Annotated in this window: 17 protein-coding genes; 13 read left to right on the top strand and 4 right to left on the bottom strand. The window is 47.1% G+C overall.

What is annotated here, in order from left to right; genetic code table 11:
- Positions 1–72 precede the first annotated feature (72 nt).
- On the bottom strand, positions 73–1221 hold the full coding sequence (locus NSQ55_RS26660; RefSeq protein WP_339169861.1) for an N-acetylmuramoyl-L-alanine amidase: 1149 nt from the start codon (positions 1219–1221) through the stop codon (positions 73–75).
- Positions 1222–1370: 149 nt separating this feature from the next.
- On the opposite strand from NSQ55_RS26660, the gene NSQ55_RS26655 reads away from it, so the two are divergent.
- Complete coding sequence (locus tag NSQ55_RS26655) at positions 1371–2378, top strand: TIR domain-containing protein (RefSeq protein ID WP_175617364.1); 1008 nt, start codon at positions 1371–1373, stop codon at positions 2376–2378.
- Entirely contained in the window at positions 2375–2614 is a 240-nt protein-coding gene (locus NSQ55_RS26650; protein WP_036680302.1) for a hypothetical protein, read from the top strand. The genes NSQ55_RS26655 and NSQ55_RS26650 overlap by 4 nt, the downstream gene beginning before the upstream one ends.
- A 60-nt stretch (positions 2615–2674) precedes the next feature.
- On the opposite strand, the gene NSQ55_RS26645 is transcribed toward NSQ55_RS26650, so the two are convergent.
- Positions 2675–3760 (bottom strand): LLM class flavin-dependent oxidoreductase, encoded by a 1086-nt coding sequence (locus tag NSQ55_RS26645; RefSeq protein ID WP_076303105.1) that lies wholly within the window; start codon positions 3758–3760, stop codon positions 2675–2677.
- 246 nt (positions 3761–4006) lie between these two features.
- On the opposite strand from NSQ55_RS26645, the gene NSQ55_RS26640 reads away from it, so the two are divergent.
- From NSQ55_RS26640 to NSQ55_RS26630, 3 genes are all read left to right on the top strand, one after another.
- The gene (locus tag NSQ55_RS26640; RefSeq protein ID WP_076303104.1) at positions 4007–5359 is read left to right on the top strand and encodes a PQQ-binding-like beta-propeller repeat protein; all 1353 of its coding nucleotides are present in this window, start codon (positions 4007–4009) and stop codon (positions 5357–5359) included.
- A 164-nt stretch (positions 5360–5523) separates the two neighbouring features.
- A complete protein-coding gene (locus NSQ55_RS26635) occupies positions 5524–6807 on the top strand; it encodes an ArsB/NhaD family transporter (protein WP_036680299.1) in 1284 nt (427 codons plus the stop codon).
- 67 nt (positions 6808–6874) lie between these two features.
- Positions 6875–7135 carry a hypothetical protein gene (locus NSQ55_RS26630; RefSeq protein WP_339169857.1) on the top strand — a complete coding sequence of 87 codons (261 nt, stop codon included), beginning with the start codon at positions 6875–6877 and terminating at the stop codon, positions 7133–7135.
- A gap of 427 nt (positions 7136–7562) precedes the next feature.
- Here NSQ55_RS26630 and NSQ55_RS26625 read toward each other — a convergent pair whose 3' ends face one another.
- A complete protein-coding gene (locus NSQ55_RS26625; RefSeq protein WP_339169855.1) occupies positions 7563–10658 on the bottom strand; it encodes an S-layer homology domain-containing protein in 3096 nt (1031 codons plus the stop codon).
- A gap of 327 nt (positions 10659–10985) precedes the next feature.
- On the opposite strand from NSQ55_RS26625, the gene NSQ55_RS26620 reads away from it, so the two are divergent.
- From NSQ55_RS26620 to NSQ55_RS26585, 8 genes are all read left to right on the top strand, one after another.
- Positions 10986–11762 (top strand): ABC transporter ATP-binding protein, encoded by a 777-nt coding sequence (locus NSQ55_RS26620; protein ID WP_036680296.1) that lies wholly within the window; start codon positions 10986–10988, stop codon positions 11760–11762.
- 106 nt (positions 11763–11868) lie between these two features.
- Entirely contained in the window at positions 11869–12672 is an 804-nt protein-coding gene (locus tag NSQ55_RS26615) for an ABC transporter permease (protein WP_038573373.1), read from the top strand.
- A gap of 35 nt (positions 12673–12707) precedes the next feature.
- Positions 12708–13595, top strand: coding sequence for an ABC transporter permease (locus NSQ55_RS26610; RefSeq protein WP_339169853.1), 888 nt, complete (start codon positions 12708–12710; stop codon positions 13593–13595).
- A gap of 24 nt (positions 13596–13619) precedes the next feature.
- Positions 13620–15227 (top strand): FAD-binding protein, encoded by a 1608-nt coding sequence (locus NSQ55_RS26605; protein ID WP_036680291.1) that lies wholly within the window; start codon positions 13620–13622, stop codon positions 15225–15227.
- On the top strand, positions 15224–15556 hold the full coding sequence (locus NSQ55_RS26600) for a ferredoxin family protein (RefSeq protein WP_076307272.1): 333 nt from the start codon (positions 15224–15226) through the stop codon (positions 15554–15556). Before NSQ55_RS26605 ends, NSQ55_RS26600 begins: the two co-directional genes overlap by 4 nt.
- A gap of 47 nt (positions 15557–15603) precedes the next feature.
- Positions 15604–16668 (top strand): ABC transporter substrate-binding protein, encoded by a 1065-nt coding sequence (locus tag NSQ55_RS26595; protein WP_076282670.1) that lies wholly within the window; start codon positions 15604–15606, stop codon positions 16666–16668.
- A 158-nt stretch (positions 16669–16826) separates the two neighbouring features.
- Positions 16827–18437 (top strand): FAD-binding protein, encoded by a 1611-nt coding sequence (locus NSQ55_RS26590; protein WP_076099943.1) that lies wholly within the window; start codon positions 16827–16829, stop codon positions 18435–18437.
- Positions 18434–18775 carry a 4Fe-4S binding protein gene (locus NSQ55_RS26585; protein WP_076099941.1) on the top strand — a complete coding sequence of 114 codons (342 nt, stop codon included), beginning with the start codon at positions 18434–18436 and terminating at the stop codon, positions 18773–18775. Before NSQ55_RS26590 ends, NSQ55_RS26585 begins: the two co-directional genes overlap by 4 nt.
- Positions 18776–18841: 66 nt before the next feature.
- Here NSQ55_RS26585 and NSQ55_RS26580 read toward each other — a convergent pair whose 3' ends face one another.
- Positions 18842–19387 (bottom strand): glutathione peroxidase, encoded by a 546-nt coding sequence (locus tag NSQ55_RS26580; protein ID WP_038573366.1) that lies wholly within the window; start codon positions 19385–19387, stop codon positions 18842–18844.
- Positions 19388–19695: the final 308 nt, after the last annotated feature.

Below are 19695 nucleotides of genomic sequence, written 5' to 3'. Positions count from 1 at the left end.
CCACAGATCTCCTCAGATCATACCTGAGAGATACATGGGTCGGGCTTTTTTTTGGAGTGTTGTTCCAGCCAGTTATTTAAAATAATCCGCAACGCCTTCAGCGATGGCTTTAGCCGCTTTTTTCTGATAGGAGGCCTTGCGGACAATGGACTCGTCTGTAGGATTGGTAAGGAATCCAAGCTCAACCAAGGTAGCTGGAATCCGATTCTCCCTTAGGATGTGATAATCGCCAAAGGACAACCCGTTGCTTTTCAGACCGATGCCTTGCCCCAGCCGGGTTTCAATCGCCCGCGCCAGCTTCAAATCATCCGCTTCTGAATAAAAGAAGGTCAACGTTCCGGACACATTTTTAGGTGAAGAATTATAATGAACGCTTACAAAAGCATCAGCACGCAGGGCTTGGCTCATCTGAACACGACGCGCTAACGTCGGCTTCTGATCATCTCGGGTGCGCGTCATCTCTACCCGTGCTCCTTTAGCAACAAGAGCATCGCGGACATAAAGTGCAGTATGCAGATTCAAATCTTTTTCCATGGTGTTATATGTAGTGCCAAGCATGCCCGGATCACTCCCGCCATGACCAGGATCGATGACGATCAGCTTTCCTCGTAGTCCGCCTTTATGCTGGACGGTGCTTACGCTGCTTGTACTGCTTGATGTGCTTCCACTTCGGATATACTGCTCTGCCACCCAACCGGTTTCACCGCTGACTGTGCGAATTCGAGCCCAGCCGTTCTGATGAAGAAGGAGAGTGACTGTATCCTTGGCTTTTAAAGAACCGAGCACCTTATAGTGAGTTCCTGGGCCACTTCGGATGCGCAGAGAATCAGCCGTGACTGTAGCCTTTGAAGTTCTACTAGAAGTATTGGCTGATGTTGACGAGGCAGTATTGGTTTTAGTAGCAATAGACGTTCCAGAAGCGCTGGATTGCAGGGAGTTGCTGTTCACCTTTTTTAGGTAATAACCCGCTACCCAGCCAGAGGTGCTCCCCGCTTTAACCTCTAACCATCCATGCTGCTCATCAGTCACAGTAACCCGAGCCCCATTCTTAATTGATCCTACAACAGTTGCATTCTTAGCCGGTTCATCGCGTACATTTAAAGAACTCGCATATACCTGTGCGGTATAACTTCCCGCTGCTGTCTTTGCTTCAGCAGACTGTGGCGCTGCTATACCCAAAAGGCAAGCTGTGAGCAGGGTGACACCTATCATTTTGTTCATAGTATCCTCGCTTTTTGAGAGTAGTCGTAATTCATTACCCAATTTACGAGGTTTAGAATAATATTTTTTGAGAATATGGCCTCTTTTCTGGTGGTCTAAAGACTTGTATAATTATTACATATCGGGAAAGAGGATGAAGGAGCATTGCCGTGACTAAACCAAAGCTATTCATTGGATCTTCCAGGGAGTCTATACGTTATGCAAGAGCGATTCATGAGCAGCTGAAGAGGGATGCTGAAGTGCATCCTTGGTATGCCAACGCTTTTCGGGCGAATGAATACACTATGGAGGCGTTGGAGCGAAATTTGGATGAGAGCGATTTTGCCGTATTTGTGTTCTCGCCAGATGATGTCGCCAAAATCCGTGGTAAATATTATTATGTGACCCGCGATAATACGGGGTTTGAAATGGGTTTGTTTTGGGCTAGATTACGGCGCAGCCGTGTTTTTTGTCTAGTGCCTGATCAGGTAACTGCGCGTGATGATCTCATCCCTGGAGAAAATGTAGAAGAATATCATCTGCTATCTGATTTAGCGGGAATTACATCTTTAGAGTATGAAGTGCATCACGATAATCCTACGGCTGCTGTGGATGTGAGCTGTGGTAAGATTATTGATAGTATTCAAGAACGTGGAAGATTCCGTGACCCGCTTAAAGATTTAGAGCAGCTAAAGATGGATTTAAGGCGCAAGGAAAGTATCCTTCATTTTTTTTGGCAATATAATAGTAATGTGACCATCTCCGAGAATGGAGATAAATATCACGCACTTAGTGAGGCGATACGCAATTCCTTTTTACCTCCGAAGCATTGTCGTGTAATCGGTGCAGCCATCTGGCAGGCACAAGAGAAGGAACAACTTGTTCAGGTGGGGGGGAATGTCGGACGTGGTCACTCCTATCCCTTGTCTGTAACGAAAGGGAATGAGAAGCAGCCTAGTGTGGTAGATGCATTTTTATCGAGTAAATGGACTTTTTTTCAACGCACGGAAGTTGCAGAGGTATATATCCTATGCTATCCTCTAGGTAAGAAGTATGTTCTTTCCGTTCATTTCTCAGGAAGTGATGGATTATCTGCAGATGATCTTAAGGCGGTAGTTGGGAATAATCAGGATTTATTCCGTACCATCAATCATTTAGTAGGAGAGGATTCAGCATGAAGAGAATAAAAGGTATTAACAGCTTATCCGATGCTGTTCTCCGATCTGCGAGTGGTGGGAGCAGGAGTGCAGGCGGCGATGACAAAAGCACCAAAAGAAAAGCAGGCTCGAGTCATTCTGCTCAGCAGCCAGCTTCAGCTCAGATTTATACTGCACCTTCTTTGGACGGCGGAGACGACGAATATAAGAAGCTTATCAGCGGGAAAGTAGATAATAATAAACCATCCTTTGCGTGATTTTTTTATAAAAAGGGGGCCTCAGCCGTTGGCTTGAGGGCCCCTTTTTGGTATTCCATTCTAACGGCTGTTCTTCTTGGCGATCTCGCGCCGTACGACAGGTGCAACCTCTGTTGCCAAAAGTTCAATGGCTTTAGCTACCTTAGCGTAAGGAAGGCCGCCGATATCGAGCTGAGTCATAAAGCGGCTATGACCGAACAGCTCATGCTGATAGAGAATTTTTTCGATAATTTGCTGCGGGCTGCCTACAGCCATCGTGTTATCAGCAGATACATATTGCCCAAAGTCATCACGAGACACCTTGTACTCTTGACCCGGTTTTGGACTGATAGAGTTACGGTAACTATAGTAGTAAGGGTAATATTCATCCAACGCCTGCTGTGAGGTTTCAGCAATGTAGCCGTGGCTAGTGATCGCAATCTTTAGATCCCCAGGTGGATGTCCTGCTTGAATTCCGGCACGCCGATAGGTTGCGGCAAGCTCTTGAAAAGGCTCTGGACTGCCGCTTAGGATGGCGATAGCCATTCCGGTCCCGAGCATCCCGGCCTTCTCCGCACTTTCTGGAGAACCGCCTACACCAATCCAGAGCGGAAGATTCTCTTGCAATGGACGTGGAGCAATCTCCGAATCCTTCAGCGATGAACGGAAGGAGCCCTCCCAGTTCATAACTTCATGTTTGTTAAGCTCCAAGAGTAAATTGATGTTCTCGGAGAATAGACGGTGATAATCTTCAAGCTCATACCCGAAGAGCGGAAAAGACTCCACAAAAGCACCACGCCCCGCAATAATCTCTGCACGTCCATTCGACAGCAAATCAAGTGTGGCGAAATCCTCGAACACCCGTACAGGATCAATGGTGCTTAATACGGTTGTTGCGCTCGTTAGTTTAATTCTGTTAGTAACCTGAGAAATGGCAGCCAGCACCACTGGCACCGAAGAAATTACAAAATCAAGACGATGATGCTCACCTACACCAAATACATCAAGTCCCGCCTCATCTGCCAGCTTAGCTGCAGCTACAACTTCGTCGAGACGTTGTTTTGGACTGATCTTCTTCCCTGTATGACAATCCGCTACGATGTCTCCTAAGGTATAGATACCAAATTCAAAATCGGATGCTGGTGCTGCGGTTGCTTCGTTACTCATGCTCACAAACCCCTTGTTATTCATATATTTGCTAAAGCCTGTCCGTGTATGGAGGAATGTGATTATTATAACACAATGACTTACAAAATGTAAGTTTGTGAGTAAATGTTTTGATTTCTTCTGTTGTTTTTGACAAAATGGAATAATAATCCATAATGGTTATGTCCTGCTCGTCCAATACTATTATATTTGATTTTAAGAAGCTATCCAAATGAGGCAGTTACTTATATGAGGAGGAGTCTGGTGGTGAGAGGAACAATATTGAAATCTTATCTTCGTACTGCAGTTATTGGTTTAGGGGTATTGCTTATGGTAAATCCGGTACAAGCAGCTGCGGTTGATCCACACACCTCTTTTATAGGCTCGAATGGTGATGATTACTATGCAAACCTGCCTGCTGCGAAGGTTGAATGGTCAACAACAATGGATTTGCCAGCTTTGAAAGATGTACCGTCGGATTATATCATGGGTAAGGGTGTTGTTGCAGTTGGCGCGGGCAAAGCTTTTATCCTTCAAAAGGGTCAGCTTTTAGCGATTAACGTCCAGACTGGAAAAGTAATGTGGAAATACGGCTCCAAATTAAAAACGCCGCTGCTCTATCAGGATGGCGTGGCTTACGTCACTTCGGAGGCAGGTACGATCTATGCAGTTAACGCGGCTACGGGCAAAAATAAATGGAGCTCATCGGCGACCAGTAAAGGTGTTAGTAAATTGGTAATTGATAAAGAGCAGCTATTTGCTGCTAATGGCGATATTCAAGCCTACAATCTGAAAGATGGCAAGTTGCAGTGGCGCGATAATTTCAGCGAAATGCTGTTTGAACCATTTATGGTTGAGGGGAATCTGGTGCTAGCTCAAAACTCAGAATCCGGAGCATATACGTATGACATTTTACATGCGTTTGATCGAACAACAGGTAAAGAGCTTTGGAATAGTGGTAATCATAGTCTTCCGATTGCAGCAGATGGGACTACGCTTATCTCACAACGGGAAGCTACATTGGTAGACCCTCTTCCTTTGACGACACTCGATCATTTGGATGTGAAGACAGGTAAGCTTGTAAAGGCTGTAGAGTATAACCCCGCTCATATAGATCCTAATCATCCGAAACCAGAAGAAGAATATATGACTAGCGGAGGCAGAGCCTGGATCATTGGGGACAGGATATATATTGGGGGACAAAAAGGAGTCTATGGCTACCCAGTAAATGTTGATCCAGCTGCCGTAACACGAGATAATTATTCGTATGAATCCATCGGAGCTAAGTTATCCTACGCGGCGGGTCCTTATGATGGAAGAATTCTTTTTAGTAACGAACAGAGCATCTATGGTGTTAAAATGTCTAATAAATCTGTGTTCCAGTACGGAGGAATCAGCAATCCGATTGCCCGCTTCGATCTGCTCGGACATGGCATGTATGTTGCCCAGACCGATGGGAAATTGGTTGCTATTGATCTAATTACCGCCAAACCGATCGTGCAGCTCAAAACATCTGGTAGAGTATTCGGCCCAACCTTGCTGGAGGATGGGATGATTATTGTGCAGAGTAAAGGGAAGTTAACTGCTTTCAAGGAGCCTCAGGCTCTGAAAATGAAATAATCGAATCCACAACGGCTCTCCGATAAACATCCGGCAGGGTCGTTTTTTAGTGGAATGATTCCACAATCCCAGTGCGAAAAATACAAATCTATTTTATGATAATAAGGTTATAGGATGAGTAGACTGTAAGTTAACGAAATTACATAGAAGGACCGAGGGATATTATGGAACAGCAAGCGGTTTGGGCGATAGGTATTTTTCTGCTGATTTATGGACTTATTATTTCCGAAAAGATTCACCGTACCATTCTGGCGATGTTAGGAGCTATCGTCATGATAGCGATGGGCATTGTGGATCAGGAGACGGCACTACAGCACATCGATTTTAATACTATAGGATTGCTTGTAGGGATGATGATGATTGTAGGGATTACCGCTGAGACGGGTCTCTTTAAATACGCAGCTGTGAAATCAGCTAAGTTGGCGAAGGGGAAGCCGAAGAGAATACTGATTGCTTTGTTTGTGATTACCGCAGTGGCTTCAGCCTTTTTGGATAATGTGACGACAGTGCTGCTTATGGTGCCAGTCACCTTCAGTATTACAAGACAACTGCGCATACATCCGCTGCCTTTTTTGATGTCACAAATTATCGCATCTAATGTAGGCGGAACGGCAACCTTGATCGGAGACCCGCCTAATATCATGATTGGCAGTGCTGTTAAGGAGCTGACCTTCATGGCTTTTATTAGCAATCTGACACCCGTGATTATCATCATTGTTTTGGCGTATATCCCGCTGCTGTTATTGATGTTCGGTAAACAAATTAAAACTACACCTGAATTGCAGCAGAGCATCATGGACATGGACGAGAAGGTAATGATTACGGATCATAAGCTGCTGCGAAAATGTCTGATCGTACTGGCAATTACGATTGCCGGGTTCTTTTTACATCAGGCATTACATTTGGAGTCCGCTACGGTTGCGTTGGCTGGTGCATTTTTACTGCTGCTGCTGACCGGAGGGGAACATATGCTGGAAAAAGCTTTTCACAGCGTGGAATGGATTACGATCTTCTTTTTTATCGGACTGTTCGTGTTGGTGTCAGGGCTTGTAGAGACAGGTGTGATTGCAGAGCTGGCAGCAAAAGCGATTGAAATAACGAATGGTGATGTGCTGATGAGCTCAATGATGATTTTATGGGTCAGCGCCATTACCTCGGCATTTCTGGATAACATTCCTTTTGTAGCAACTATGATCCCGCTGATTCAGGAGATGGGCAATATGGGGATCAGCAATTTGGAGCCGTTATGGTGGAGTTTGGCTTTAGGCGCTTGTCTGGGTGGGAATGGCACATTGATTGGTGCGAGTGCTAATTTGATCGTAGCGGGTTTGGCAGGAAAAGAGGGGTACCCGATTACATTCATGAAGTATTTGAAGGTCGGATTTCCTTTAATGCTGTTATCCATTGTGATCTCCAGCGTGTATTTATATTTAAGATATCTGATGTAAGCAGCGTTACTAAGAGCCGGGGGAGCGATATGCTTGAAGTGATATTTTGAAACGGCAGGTAGAAGTTGTGGAGGAAGTAGAAGGAGTAGAGGAAGTAGAGGAAGTAGAGGAAGTAGAGGAAGTAGAGGAAGTAGAGGAAGTAGAGGAAGTAGAGGAAGTAGAGGAAGTAGAGGAAGTAGAGGAAGTAGAGGAAGTAGAGGAAGTAGAGGAAGTAGAGGAAGTAGAAGGAGTAGAGGAAGTAGAGGAAGTAGAGAAAGTAGAGGAAGTAGAGAAAGTAGAGGAAGTAGCGGAAGTAGTGGGAGTAGTGGAAGTAGATGCAGGAGTATAAGTAACAAGAGGAGGCAAAATGCAGATTTTGAAGCGGTGACATATGTTGAAGTTACGGTGGGAGCATATAAGTGTATTTTGTACAGTTATAACTCATCGAATAAATTGTCCCCCAAAAATAGCTGTATTCAGTACACTTATTTTCATGATTTCCTCAGCTAAAGGTGGTTTTTCTGGATTTTAATTGTATAGAATACAGTTATATTTAGGACAACCCCTTTTTTATACGAAATAAGTGTACAGAATGCAACTAAATCAAAGATTTGATCTAGATTCGGCGATTAAAATATACGGGGGATCCGGAGGAGTTATTCCGAGGTTTACCCAAAGTCGACTTAACGCTACGCAATGCAGATAATCAAGCAGGCATTGATTCTCCAATATCTGGAGGCTCACTGCCTGCTTGTTTTTTCATTAGAAAGGGCTGCTTAAGGAGTATGACTTCCGAAATACTGGTAAGTTCCTTTGGGATATTGATTCCACTCGCCCTCAAGTGAATACTGCTGTGATCCAGTGTATATACCGGATTTACGGACAATAGTTCCACCTGTGGAGAGGAATTGCTGAGTTGAGGTAGGGTCACCGAGAACATCTACGATTTGGCCGTTTTTCTTCAGTACTAATGCTGTAATATTATATGTTTTTGGATTATATAGACTTAGCTCATCATTGTAATAGGAGATATTCATTAAATCAAATGCGTCCCCAAAAGTAGAATCTATAAACATATAAGGCATTGCTACAGATACAGGAAATAATGGCCGGGAATAAACCTGTTTGGTTTGGGTGGCTTTCATAAATTGGTGGACTTCAAGGGTGTAACCTTCTGCTTTTCCTGCGGAATTACCATTTCCTTTATAGTACAGCTCAACTGCGATTCTGCCGTCACCGCCGTCCAGATACTCTGAGAAGAATAGCTCGGAGTTACCCTGTGAAGCCACACTTATAGATAATACAACCGCTTTGCCATCAGAACCTACTATCCATACCGTTCCTGGACTTGTAGGACCATTCCATATAGCTCCATTCAGAGTTACAGGTCCGCTCAATGAACCTGTGCTGCTTTCTGTATACACTTTAAATTGACTCTGATTAGGAATCAGCTTGGAAATATCGAAGGAAATATTGGATACACCTTGCTTGGTGGTTATTGGCACAAAGCCGTTGTTTACAAGCTGGGCTGTAATCAAGGTGAAAGTTGAGGTAGTTGAACCTCCTTTATCATCCGTTGCTGTGAGGGTCACTAAACCACTCGCTGAACTATTAGCTGCCGGAGTTATCGTCAGAGTGTTGCCATTAAGGCTAAGTGTACCAGCATTTACGTTATCTATAGAAGCTGAATAAGTAAGCATGTCATTGTCTGGATCTTGAAAAAGCTGGGCCAGATCAAATGTACGTGGTGCCGTGATACCTGGTGTTAAGAGTTGAGTAGTGATTCCAGATATTGCAATTGGTGGCTGATTAGACGTTACAGTGAATACAAAGGTAGCAGTGTTAACGCCACCTTGGCCGTCCATTGCTGTTATTGTAATCATGGCTGTACCTGAATCGACCGGCACAAGGTTGAGATGATTCCCATTTACAGATACAGTGGCAACGCTAGCGTCAGAGGATGCAGCTGCGAATGTAAGCGGGTCGTCGTCCGGATCAATGAACACATTACTGATGTCGACGTTTTGGACACCACTTGTGATCAGAGCAGATATTGGATCAATATTATTTTGCACGACTGGTGCATGGTTCACCGGAGTCGCGACCGGAGTAGGACTAGGAGTCGTCACCGGAGTAGGACTAGGAGTCGTCACCGGAGTAGGACTAGGAGTCACTACCGGAGTAGGCTCAGGAGTCGCGACCGGAGTCGGCTCAGGAGTCGCTACTGGAGTAGGACTAGGAGTCGCCACCGGAGTAGGACTAGGAGTCGCTACTGGAGTCGCCACCGGAGTAGGACTAGGAGTGGCCACCGGAGTAGGACTAGGAGTCGCGACCGGAGTAGGCTCAGGAGTCGCTACTGGAGTAGGACTAGGAGTCACGACCGGAGTAGGACTAGGAGTCGTCACCGGAGTAGGACTAGGAGTCGCGACCGGAGTAGGGCTAGGAGTCATCGCCGGAGTAGGACTAGGAGTCGCGACCGGAGTAGGGCTAGGAGTCGCTACGGGAGTAGGCTCAGGAGTCGTCACCGGAGTAGGCTCAGGAGTCGTCACCGGAGAAGGACTAGGAGTCGCTACGGGAGTAGGGCTCGGAGTCGGCGCCGGAGAAGGACTAGGAGTCGCAACGGGAGTAGGCTCAGGAGTCGGATCGCTCACGGCGTTAGCAGACGTGGACGAAGTATATGCAGGAGCAACGGCTCCTGATGCATTTTGAACCTTTTGGATATTATCTTGAATGGCTGTGTAATTTGTTATGAAATGTGAAGGCAGACTGTTGCCAGGCAACTGCAGATTTTGAATAGACAAGGAGGGATCGATGGTGATCCTAGCGCCGCCTTCAACTATTTTTAAGGTTTGCAGGGACCCACTACCATGAATAGTAACTGGAGTTATAGAATCCACAATGATCTGCCCAATTTGGCCCTGAAAAGTTATACTCGAAACGCCATTTTTAATCTTTAAATCACCGGTAACATTGCCTTTAATAACAACATCATTTCCAGAAATATTGAGCAAAGAACCGGAGGGAAAGCCGGAGGTATTTAGTTGAACCCCTTTTTGTACAATTTCAAGCTCTTGCAAACCATCTACATGACGATTCAAGGAATTGAACTTAAGGACAGCTCCTCTTAAAGCATCATGGTTGCTATCACCCATTAATTCTTTGAGTGTACCTTCAATGAGGTAAGGCGTGCCATTGATCGTTACGAAATCTCCATCTATATTGTCGATCGTTGCAGTTTGTTGTTCTTCTTTAAAAATATTCAGCAGAAAAGAAGCCATATCCTGCCGCTGAACAGTACCTTTGGGGCTGAACATATCTTCGGGAGAGTCTATAAGTTTAAGACGTAGTGCGACATCAGTATACTCTTTTGCCCAATTGCTGATTGTGGATTCGTCATTAACCTTGTTGGCTTGTCCGCCTTGTGCTCCAGTTCCGCGGATGGCACGTACAAATATAACTGCAAGCTCTTCTCTAGTTACAGGTCTGGATGGATTAAAATTACCTGTAAGATCACCCTCCATAAATCCTGCCTTTTTAACAGCCTCAATAGCGGAGACACTCCAACTGGAATCAGATACGTCTCTAAAGGAAGAAGCGGAATTCACTGAGGAATCTAGCTTTAAGGTCTTCGCTAAAATGGCTGCCAGCTCTTGGCGAGTCATAGTCGCAGTGGGTCTGAATTGTCCATTGGGATCGCCTTTAAGCAATCCTAGACGAGCAGCCTCGAGGATTGCGGCACTTTTCGTCTGTTGTATTTCGGTTAAATCGGAGAACGGTGGAGTGATTTCAGCTGCAGATGCATAGAGAGTACCACCGAACAAGGTGTTAAGGGCAACAAGTGTTGCTCCCCATTTTAATGATATGCTTTTCAAGCAAAAGCCCCTTCCTTAGAACCAATTTGTCATAAGCTTACTTCATTATATCGACGCAAAAGCAAAGTTTTTTAATACTTTCATCCTACTAAAAGTGATTAAATTCATTGCTTTTCTAACTTATGCACTAGAAATAACTCCACTTCTGTTCCATAAAAGGGCTTGTTTTTTGTTGACAGCTTATAAAATCGATGATATTTTAAATATTATAATTCCAATTGATTTACTTTGAATAATGATTGCCGACTGTTCCTACAGAGGTATTGCGAATGTTAAAAACGCAATGCCTCTGTTTTTTTGTCCATACAGATTAAAGGAGGGGTCAAGGTGGGAGAAGCGTTGCTGTCTATTTCGAACCTAAATAAACGTTTTGAGTCTGCCGGTGGTCATGTTCAAGCACTCCATAATGTAGATCTCCATGTACAGGAGGGCGAATTTATTACAGTCATCGGCCCCAGCGGCTGTGGAAAAAGTACACTATTACGCATCGTAGCCGGTCTGGATAGCGGGTACACTGGCAGTGTCACCCTGGAAGGGGCGGAGATTGGGGGTCCTGGGATCGATAAGGGTTTTATTTTTCAGGAGCATCGCCTCTTTCCCTGGCTTACCGTTGAGAAGAATATTGCCTCTGATTTACCGCTAGGGAACAAGGAGGTTAGGCGGAAGGTCGATGAATTGATTGATCTGGTGAAGTTAAATGGATTTGAGAAATCTTATCCCCGCGAGTTGTCGGGAGGGATGGCCCAGCGGGTGGCAATAGCTCGTGCACTTCTGCGCAATCCGAAAATACTGCTGCTGGACGAACCGTTTGGTGCACTGGATGCATTCACTCGGGCTCATATGCAGACGGTATTGCTGGACATTTGGCGGGCTAACCAAACAACCATGATTTTTGTGACACATGATATTGATGAGGCTGTGTTCTTGGGGAATCGGGTAGTGATTCTAGAGCCGCGTCCCGGGAAAATACGTAAAATTGTACCGATAGATTTACCGTATCCACGGAAAAAAACAACGACCTCCTTTCAAGAGCTGCGTTTGAAGGTGTTGAATTATTTTGAAAAGGTAGATGAGCTAGAGCTTACAGACGGAGCCGGAATATAAAATAGGTCGACCATACCCATGGAGACTTTCGAAGGCATTAACATTCGAGGGTCTCTTTCTGTTTATTTAAAGTGATTGTAAAGCTGAAAAAAGGTGGGTTCAAAGTATGACAAATCGGGCTGTAGCCATAAGAACTTCCGGAAGACCCGGAAAGGTGGCAACACTAGGACTTGGTCTTTTGCTGCCGGGCAGTGTGCTAATTCTGTGGCAGACGCTCGGGCATTATGGAATGATCTCGGAGATGCTGTTCCCTACGCCGTATACGATTGCGGAATCTTTTGTAACTTTAGCGGCTTCAGGCGATCTGTGGCCGAACTTTAGAATCAGCTTGGTCAGAGCCTTTTCTGGATTCCTGCTAGGTGGTGGACTGGGTCTGCTGTTAGGACTTCTCGTAGGCCTGTTCCGCAGATCGGAGAAGCTGTTAGATCCTTCCCTGCAAATGATCCGCATGATTCCCAGTCTGGCGGTAGTACCGCTGTTCATTTTATGGTTCGGGATCGGTGAGGAGTCGAAGGTGCTATTGATTGCTAAGGGAGCTTTTTTCCCGCTTTATATCAATACGTTCATGGGAATTCGCGGCGTGGATAACAAGCTGTTCGAAGTTTCCCGGGTACTTGGCTTCAGCCGATTGAAGCAGATTGGCAGGTTAGTACTTCCAGCAGCGCTGCCGAACATTATTCTTGGAGTGCGTCTCTCTCTAGGGCTTTCTTGGCTGGGGTTAGTAGTGGCAGAGCTTATTGCATCTACCTCAGGCATTGGATACATGATGTCCGACGCGCGTCAATTCGCGGACACACCAGTGGTGTTCGTGGGAATTATTATTTTTGCCGTAGCTGGATTGTTGAGTGATTCCATTGTTCGTTACATTGAACGACGGTTGTTGAGATGGCAAGACAGTTATCGCGGATAACCTTGAACGCTCATTAAACAAAAGGGGGATGCACCATGAGCGATGGAGTAGAAGCTATTATCAAAAATACTAAAAGAGCCAGAGAAACGCTGGATAGCAGCGGCACAGCTCCTTTATCCAAGAAGACACCGAAGAAACCTGCAATACAAGTTGCATGGAAACCCCTGCTCTCTGATTGGGGAATGGGTGCAATTATCCCGGTGGTGACGTTAGTCCTTTGGCAGCTGGCAGGGAGTACGGGGCTGGTCTCCGCAACCTTTTTGCCGACCCCGCTTTCGATTGCAAGAGCTTTTACCGACTTGTTGGTTACTGGAGAGTTAACTCATCATCTGGGTGTCAGCATGGGTAGGGCGGGCATCGGATTTCTTATTGGAGGTGTGTTGGGTCTTCTATTCGGCGTACTGACTGGCTTGTTTCGCAGTGTAGAATATGTGCTCGATCCTAGCGTACAAGTGCTTAGGCTTGTTCCCCATTTAGCTATAGCGCCGCTCATTATTCTCTGGTTCGGGTTTGGAGAGATGTCAAAAGTTGTGATCATTATGACAGGCTCATTTTTTCCGCTCTATATTAATACGTTTATGGGCATCCGCAATGTGGACAATAAATTGATCGAAGTAGCTCGTGTATTGGGATTCAGTCCATATCAGAAGCTGCGCAGGCTTATACTCCCGGCGGCGCTGCCTGGAATTTTGTTAGGGCTAAGGTTGTCGCTGGCTGTAGCTTGGATTGGTTTGGTTGTAGCAGAGCTTATTGGATCACAGTCAGGTATTGGGTTTCTTATCAATGAAGCGAAGCAGAACTCTAATACAGAGGTTGTATTCGTAGGCATTATTATTTTCGCAATTGTCGGTAAGCTGATCGATTCCTTGTTCCGGATTATTGAACGAAAGTTCCTGTTCTGGCGCGATAGTTACGAAGGCTAAACAAACTGAGGAGGTCTTGAACATATGAGTGGATCGGTGAAAAAAGGATCGGTGAATTTGGTGGCAGACGTGCTCGTTATCGGAGGAGGTCCGGCAGGAACGTGGGCAGCCCTTACTGCATCAGCGAAGGGGGCCAAAGTAATCCTTGCAGATAAAGGGTACTGCGGTTCAAGTGGGGCAACGGCACCGTCGGGAACGGGAGTCTGGTATGTGAAGCCGGATGAGAAGCTCCGGAAAGAGGCAAAAGCAAGTCGTTATGCGCTTGGCGGGCAGCTGGCTGAATCTCGCTGGATGGACCGGGTGCTGGATCAAACCTATGCCAATATGAACAAGCTGGGTGTTTCCGGTTATCCATTCCCTGTAGATGAGCAGGGCAATCAATTCCGAAGAAGTCTGCAAGGACCGGAATATATGAAATTAATGCGTAGGCTGGTGAAAAAGGCAGGCGTTAAAATTCTAGATCACAGCCCAGCCTTGGAACTCCTGGCAGATGAGCATGGCGTAGCTGGAGCGGCTGGAGTTCATACCCAGAGTGGAGAAACCTGGACTGTTCAGGCAGGAGCAGTCGTTATTGCTACCGGAGGCTGCGCCTTCCTAAGCAAGGCACTTGGCTGCAACGTGTTGACCGGAGATGGTTATCTCTTCGCTGCTGAGGCTGGGGCGAATCTGTCCGGCATGGAATTCTCCAATGCCTATGCGATCTGCCCTACGTTCTCTTCGGTGACCAAGACGGCGTATTACAGCTATGCCAGCTTTTATTATGAGGATGGAAGCATTGTGGAGGGAGCCGGTTCCAAGAAAGGCCGTTCTGTAATTGCCCGGAATCTGTTGGCAGGTAATCAGGTGTACGCCAAGCTGGATGGGGCACCAGAGGATTTAAGACCGCTGCTGCGGGTGGCGCAGACGAACTTTTTCCTTCCTTTTGACCGCCAGGGAATTGATCCGTTCAAGGATGCGTTTCCGGTTACTTTGCGGCTCGAAGGCACGGTTCGGGGGACGGGTGGCATCCATATTACAGATGAAAGCTGCGGCACAGGTGTTCCCGGACTTTACGCGGCAGGAGATGCGGCTACCCGCGAGCTGATTTGCGGAGGTTTTACTGGCGGTGGCAGCCATAATGCGGCGTGGGCGATGTCTTCAGGTTCTTTTGCTGGTGAAGGAGCTGCTGTCTATGCACAGAGTCTGGGGTCGCACGCTGCGCAGCGTAGTCCAGTCGGCTTATCATCATCACCACTGGTGCATCAGGAAGTGAAGCCGGGAGTGGCAGCCCAAACAGCAGAGTATGTGTCTGCTGTACAGGCTGAGGTGAAGCCGTATGATATCAATTTGTTCCGGACAGAACAAGGGCTGACGTCTGCACTAGATCGTCTGGATGGATTGTGGAAAGAGCAACGAAGCCGCGAAATTCAGCGTACGCCAGAAGGGGTCAAGGCACGGGAAGCCGAAGCCATGACCGCAACAGCCCGCTGGATGTACAATTCTGCACTTGCTCGTACAGAGACGAGAGGCATGCATAAGCGTGAGGATTTCAAGGCTACAGATCATGGCCAGCATCACCGCTTGATCAGTGGCGGATTAGATCAGGTATGGGTGAAGACGGAAGCCGTGGCTAAGGAGGGTGTTCTATCGTGATTGAGGTGATCAGCGCTGCCAGATGTGTAGAGTGCAACCAATGTGTATCTGTCTGCCCGACTAATGTTTTCGAACGGGTAGAGGATGGCATTCCTGTTATTGCCCGGCAGAGTGATTGCCAGACTTGCTTTATGTGTGAGCTGTATTGTCCTGTCGATGCTCTCTACGTTGCACCAGACTCTGAGAATATTATTGGTGTGACAGAAGCGGAACTTCAGGAGCAGAAACTACTTGGCGGTTATCGTGAAAAAGTAGGCTGGGGTAAGGGCAGGCAGCCGGTGGCAAGCCATGACTTTATGTATAAATTGGCGTCGAGGGCAGGGTTCTGAGCTGGATCAAGATTTAAATAAATAGCATAAACCTAGGGGGAGAAACAATGAAACAAGCGTACAGAGAGATTCAAGGGAAACGTTCTAGGAAGATTCGGTTTGCACTTTTAACTACAATTATGATGGCCATGCTGGTGCTTCAGGCTTGCGGAAATAATACGGGCGGCAATGGAGCATCTGCCTCCGGGGGATCAAATACGGAGAAGGCGGGAGAAGGGGCCACGAGCACGAGCAATGTTCCAGCGGTATTGAACTTTGGGTTTATCGGTTCCAACAAATTGAATGTGCCCGGCGGTGCAGAGGGTTGGGGCTTTTATAAAGGGATTATTCAAGAAGAGTTGAAGAAATACGGCATTACTGAAGTGAAGCTTACTGGCTTTCCAAACGGTCCGGATCAGACAGAATCCTTGATTAGTGGTCGGCTGGATATCGGCAGCCTTGGAGATACACCTGCTATTATTGCCTACGCTTCTGGAGCCAAGACCCGTCTGATTTCACAATCTTCCGCGAACACGATTGGTTATTTGATCGGCAAGAAGGATGGGCCCAAGACGGTGAAAGATCTGCAAGGTAAAACTATCGCGATTCAAAAAGGCTCCTTCATGCACCGTTATGTAGTTGGATTACTACAGGAAGAAGGCGTGACCGACTACAAACTCGTGCATATGCTCATTCCTGATGCTACTGCAGCTTTAGCCCGTGGAGATGTAGATGCTACAACAAATCTAGGTGTTCCTGCGCTGAAGCTGATTGACCAAGGTTACACTCACTTGGATGATGCCTCGAAGCACCCGAACCTGCTTGGTTCTAGCGCAACAGTTGTGTCTGAGGATTATCTGGCGAAATTCCCTGATTTTCCGAAGGTATGGAATGAAGCTAGAGAGAAAGCCTTGGCAGACTTGAAGCAGCATGAAGATGAGTATTATCAATTTCTGGCTGAAATCGGAGATACAACGCCTGAGCTGGCGAAGCAAGTGAATCCGATTAGTGATATCAAGGATACTGCGTTCACTGATGAAGGAACAAAGCTGCTGGACGGTACCAAAAACTTCCTCGTCGAAGAGAAGTTAGCGAAAAAAGACTTCAATATTAGCGATTGGCAGCTGAAATAAGTTGCTTAAAGGTTGCTTTAATTGAACTTAAGATTCTTCTGTAAAGGTAATTGAGTGACTGCGGTGAATGTTTGGACTTTCGGCCGCCTCTCCGCCACTCCTCCCTTTAGTGATTTTTAAGTTCAACTAACTCAGCTAATGGTGTAGGAGGAAAAAATATGTCGCAGCTTAAGAAGGAAATGACAGTGGATGTCCTCGTGCTTGGCGGAGGTCCTGCTGGGGCGTGGTCGGCATGGAGTGCAGCCTCGCAAGGTGCAAAGGTAGTCCTGGCGGATAAGGGCTACTTGGGCACTAGTGGCGCAACTGCACCGGGAGGAACAACGTTGCTAGTTATTCCTCCCATTGCCGAGCTGCGGGAGCAGGCAGTGCAGGCCAGACTTAAGGCCGGCGGATATTTATCGGAGAATGCTTGGATTCACCGGGTGCTGGATCAGGTAGAGCAGAACCTGGCTCAAGTGGAGCAGTGGGGGTATCCGTTTCCGAAGGATGAAGAAGGAAACTCACTGCGTACCCATCTCCATGGACCAGAATATATGCGGATTATGCGAAAAGTTGTGCGCAAAGCAGGGGTCACAATTCTTGATCAGTCACCAGCGCTGGAACTTCTTCATGATGAACACGGTGTTGGTGGAGCGCGTGGGATCAACCGCCTGACAGGAGAGTCTTGGGAAGTGAAGGCAAATGCCGTTGTAATGGCTACCGGCGGCTGTGCTTTTCTCAGCAAAGGTCTTGGTTGCAACGTGCTGACAGGGGAGGGATTGTTGATGTCCGCAGAGGTGGGAGCTGATCTTTCGGGTATGGAATTCAGCCGCCAATATGCGCCAAGCTTTGCGGACGGAACCGTAACACGTGGACGCATGCTGGCTTGGGCCACTCTCTATGACGCGGACGGTCATCCGTTGCATAGAGGGGATCGGACCTTTGGCAGCATTCCTGAGCTGATGCTGAAGGGTCCGGTTTACGCTTCGCTGGATCTGGCAGACACCGCGGAGAAACAGGATTTCCTGCGCAAAGCGCATCCGATTTTCTTTATGCCGCTGGAGCGGGCGGGAATTGATGCGTTTAAGCAGAAATTCCCGCTTACCCTGCGCTATGAGGGCACGATGCGCGGCACTGGGGGTCTGCGCTTGAGCGGCACGGATTGCCAGACGACCGTGCCCGGACTCTATGCGGCCGGAGATGCCGCATCTCGCGAGAAAGTGACCGGCGCCATCTCCGGCGGCGGGGCTTATAACGCTTCCTGGGCCATGTGCAGCGGAAGCTGGGCTGGACAGGGAGCCGCGCAGCATGCGCTGTCCTGCCGAGGACAGGCGAACAGCCGCAAGCTGACCGCAGCGGGACGCTACGGGCTGGCGGCTGGCGCCGATGCCTCGGAAACGCTGGAGGTGAAGCCGCTAATCGCGGCAATCCAGCGTGAAATCTTGCCGCTGCAGATCAATTATTTCCGCAGCGAGCCGGGCATTTCTTCAGCCTTGAAGCGGCTGAATGCCTTGATGCCCTATTTGAACGGGCAGGCTCCTGCCAGCGTTCAGGGCATCGTGCAATCACGTGAAGCCGCGGCTATGCTCGCGGTCGGCAGGTGGATGTACACCGCGGCACTCGCCCGGAAAGAGACCCGCGGACTGCAAAAGCTAGCGGAATATCCGGAGCTTGATCCGCGCCAGACTCACCGGCTGATCTTATCCGGTATTCAACATATAAGCGTCAGTACAGAGGCTGTGCCCCATGCTCATGAACTGAATGCGCTGAAGGAGGGGCAAGCGATATGATCGAATTAATCAGCTTGGAGCGTTGTGTTGGTTGTAAGCTGTGTACGAAAGTATGTCCGACGAACGTATTCGAAATGCAGGGGAAGATTCCGGTCATTGCCCGTCAGGAAGATTGCCAGACCTGTTTCATGTGTGAAGCTTATTGTCCAGTAGATGCTTTATACGTGGCACCACAGGCGGATCAGCTGATCGGTGTAAATGAGGAGGCGCTGATTCAGTCAGGTGTGTTGGGAAGCTGGCGTGCTGAAATCGGCTGGGGACCTGGTGCGAATGGTTCGATGGCGGAGAGGGACACGACTCCTTATTTTGAAGTATTTACCGAGCAGTACCGTACATGATTAAGCAGATGCTTAAACCCAAAAAATCCGCCCGAAAGCTGGGCGGATTTTTCATATATTAGAAACTTATAGCAGGGCTTCGATAGCTGGTTCAATATCCAGCGGGTCCACCGTAGATTCGAATCTAGTGACCACATTGCCTTCGCGATCAATCAGGAATTTAGTGAAGTTCCACTTGATTTCGTCATTGTTCAGAGCCTCTGGATCTTTGTCTTCAAGCATGCTTTGCAACAGCTTTCCTGAAGAATGGTTGATATCGAACCCTTCAAATCCAGCCTGTTCTGTCAGGTAGGTGAAAAGAGGGTGTTTAGCTTCGCCTTTTACGTCAACCTTTTCAAAGAGTGGGAAGGTTACCCCGTAATTGATTTGGCAAAATACATTAACCTCTTCATTGCTGCCGGGTTCTTGCTCTCCAAATTGATTGGAAGGAAAGCCGAGTATTTGGAGGCCGCGTTCCTCGTACCGCTCATAAAGCTTTTGCAGATCTGAATATTGGTGGGTAAATCCGCACTTACTTGCTGTATTCACTATCAGTAGCACTTTACCTTTGTATTGCTCTAGCTCGATATCTTTTCCCCGAATACTGCGTGCTGAATATTGATAAATGCTCATGGCTGCTACATCCCTTCAGTTATCTATGCTTTTTGAAAAAGAACAGGAAATATTTATAATAATTAAATTGTAAACAATTCAATTATCGCTGTCAAACAATTCAGCTTGAAGGAATTGGAACCGTAATTGCAAGGTTGGAATAGGATAGATAATGGGTATGGATCAGTCAAAAAAATTTATTGCGTTAAAGCTACTCTGCGTTCCATTATTATCTTGCATCGGGAACGTTTTTTGATTAAGATAGCAGAAACCAGCGCAAAAGCCGCGCTGACATAGATAAGGACTATGACGAAGAGAGTAAGCATTAT

Origin of the sequence: Paenibacillus sp. FSL H7-0943 (assembly GCF_037963265.1) — a bacterium.
Classification (GTDB): Bacteria; Bacillota; Bacilli; order Paenibacillales; family Paenibacillaceae; genus Paenibacillus_AQ; species Paenibacillus_AQ odorifer.
The sequence above is the reverse complement of the archived record's forward strand: the minus strand, read 5'-3'. Positions and strand labels throughout refer to the sequence as shown.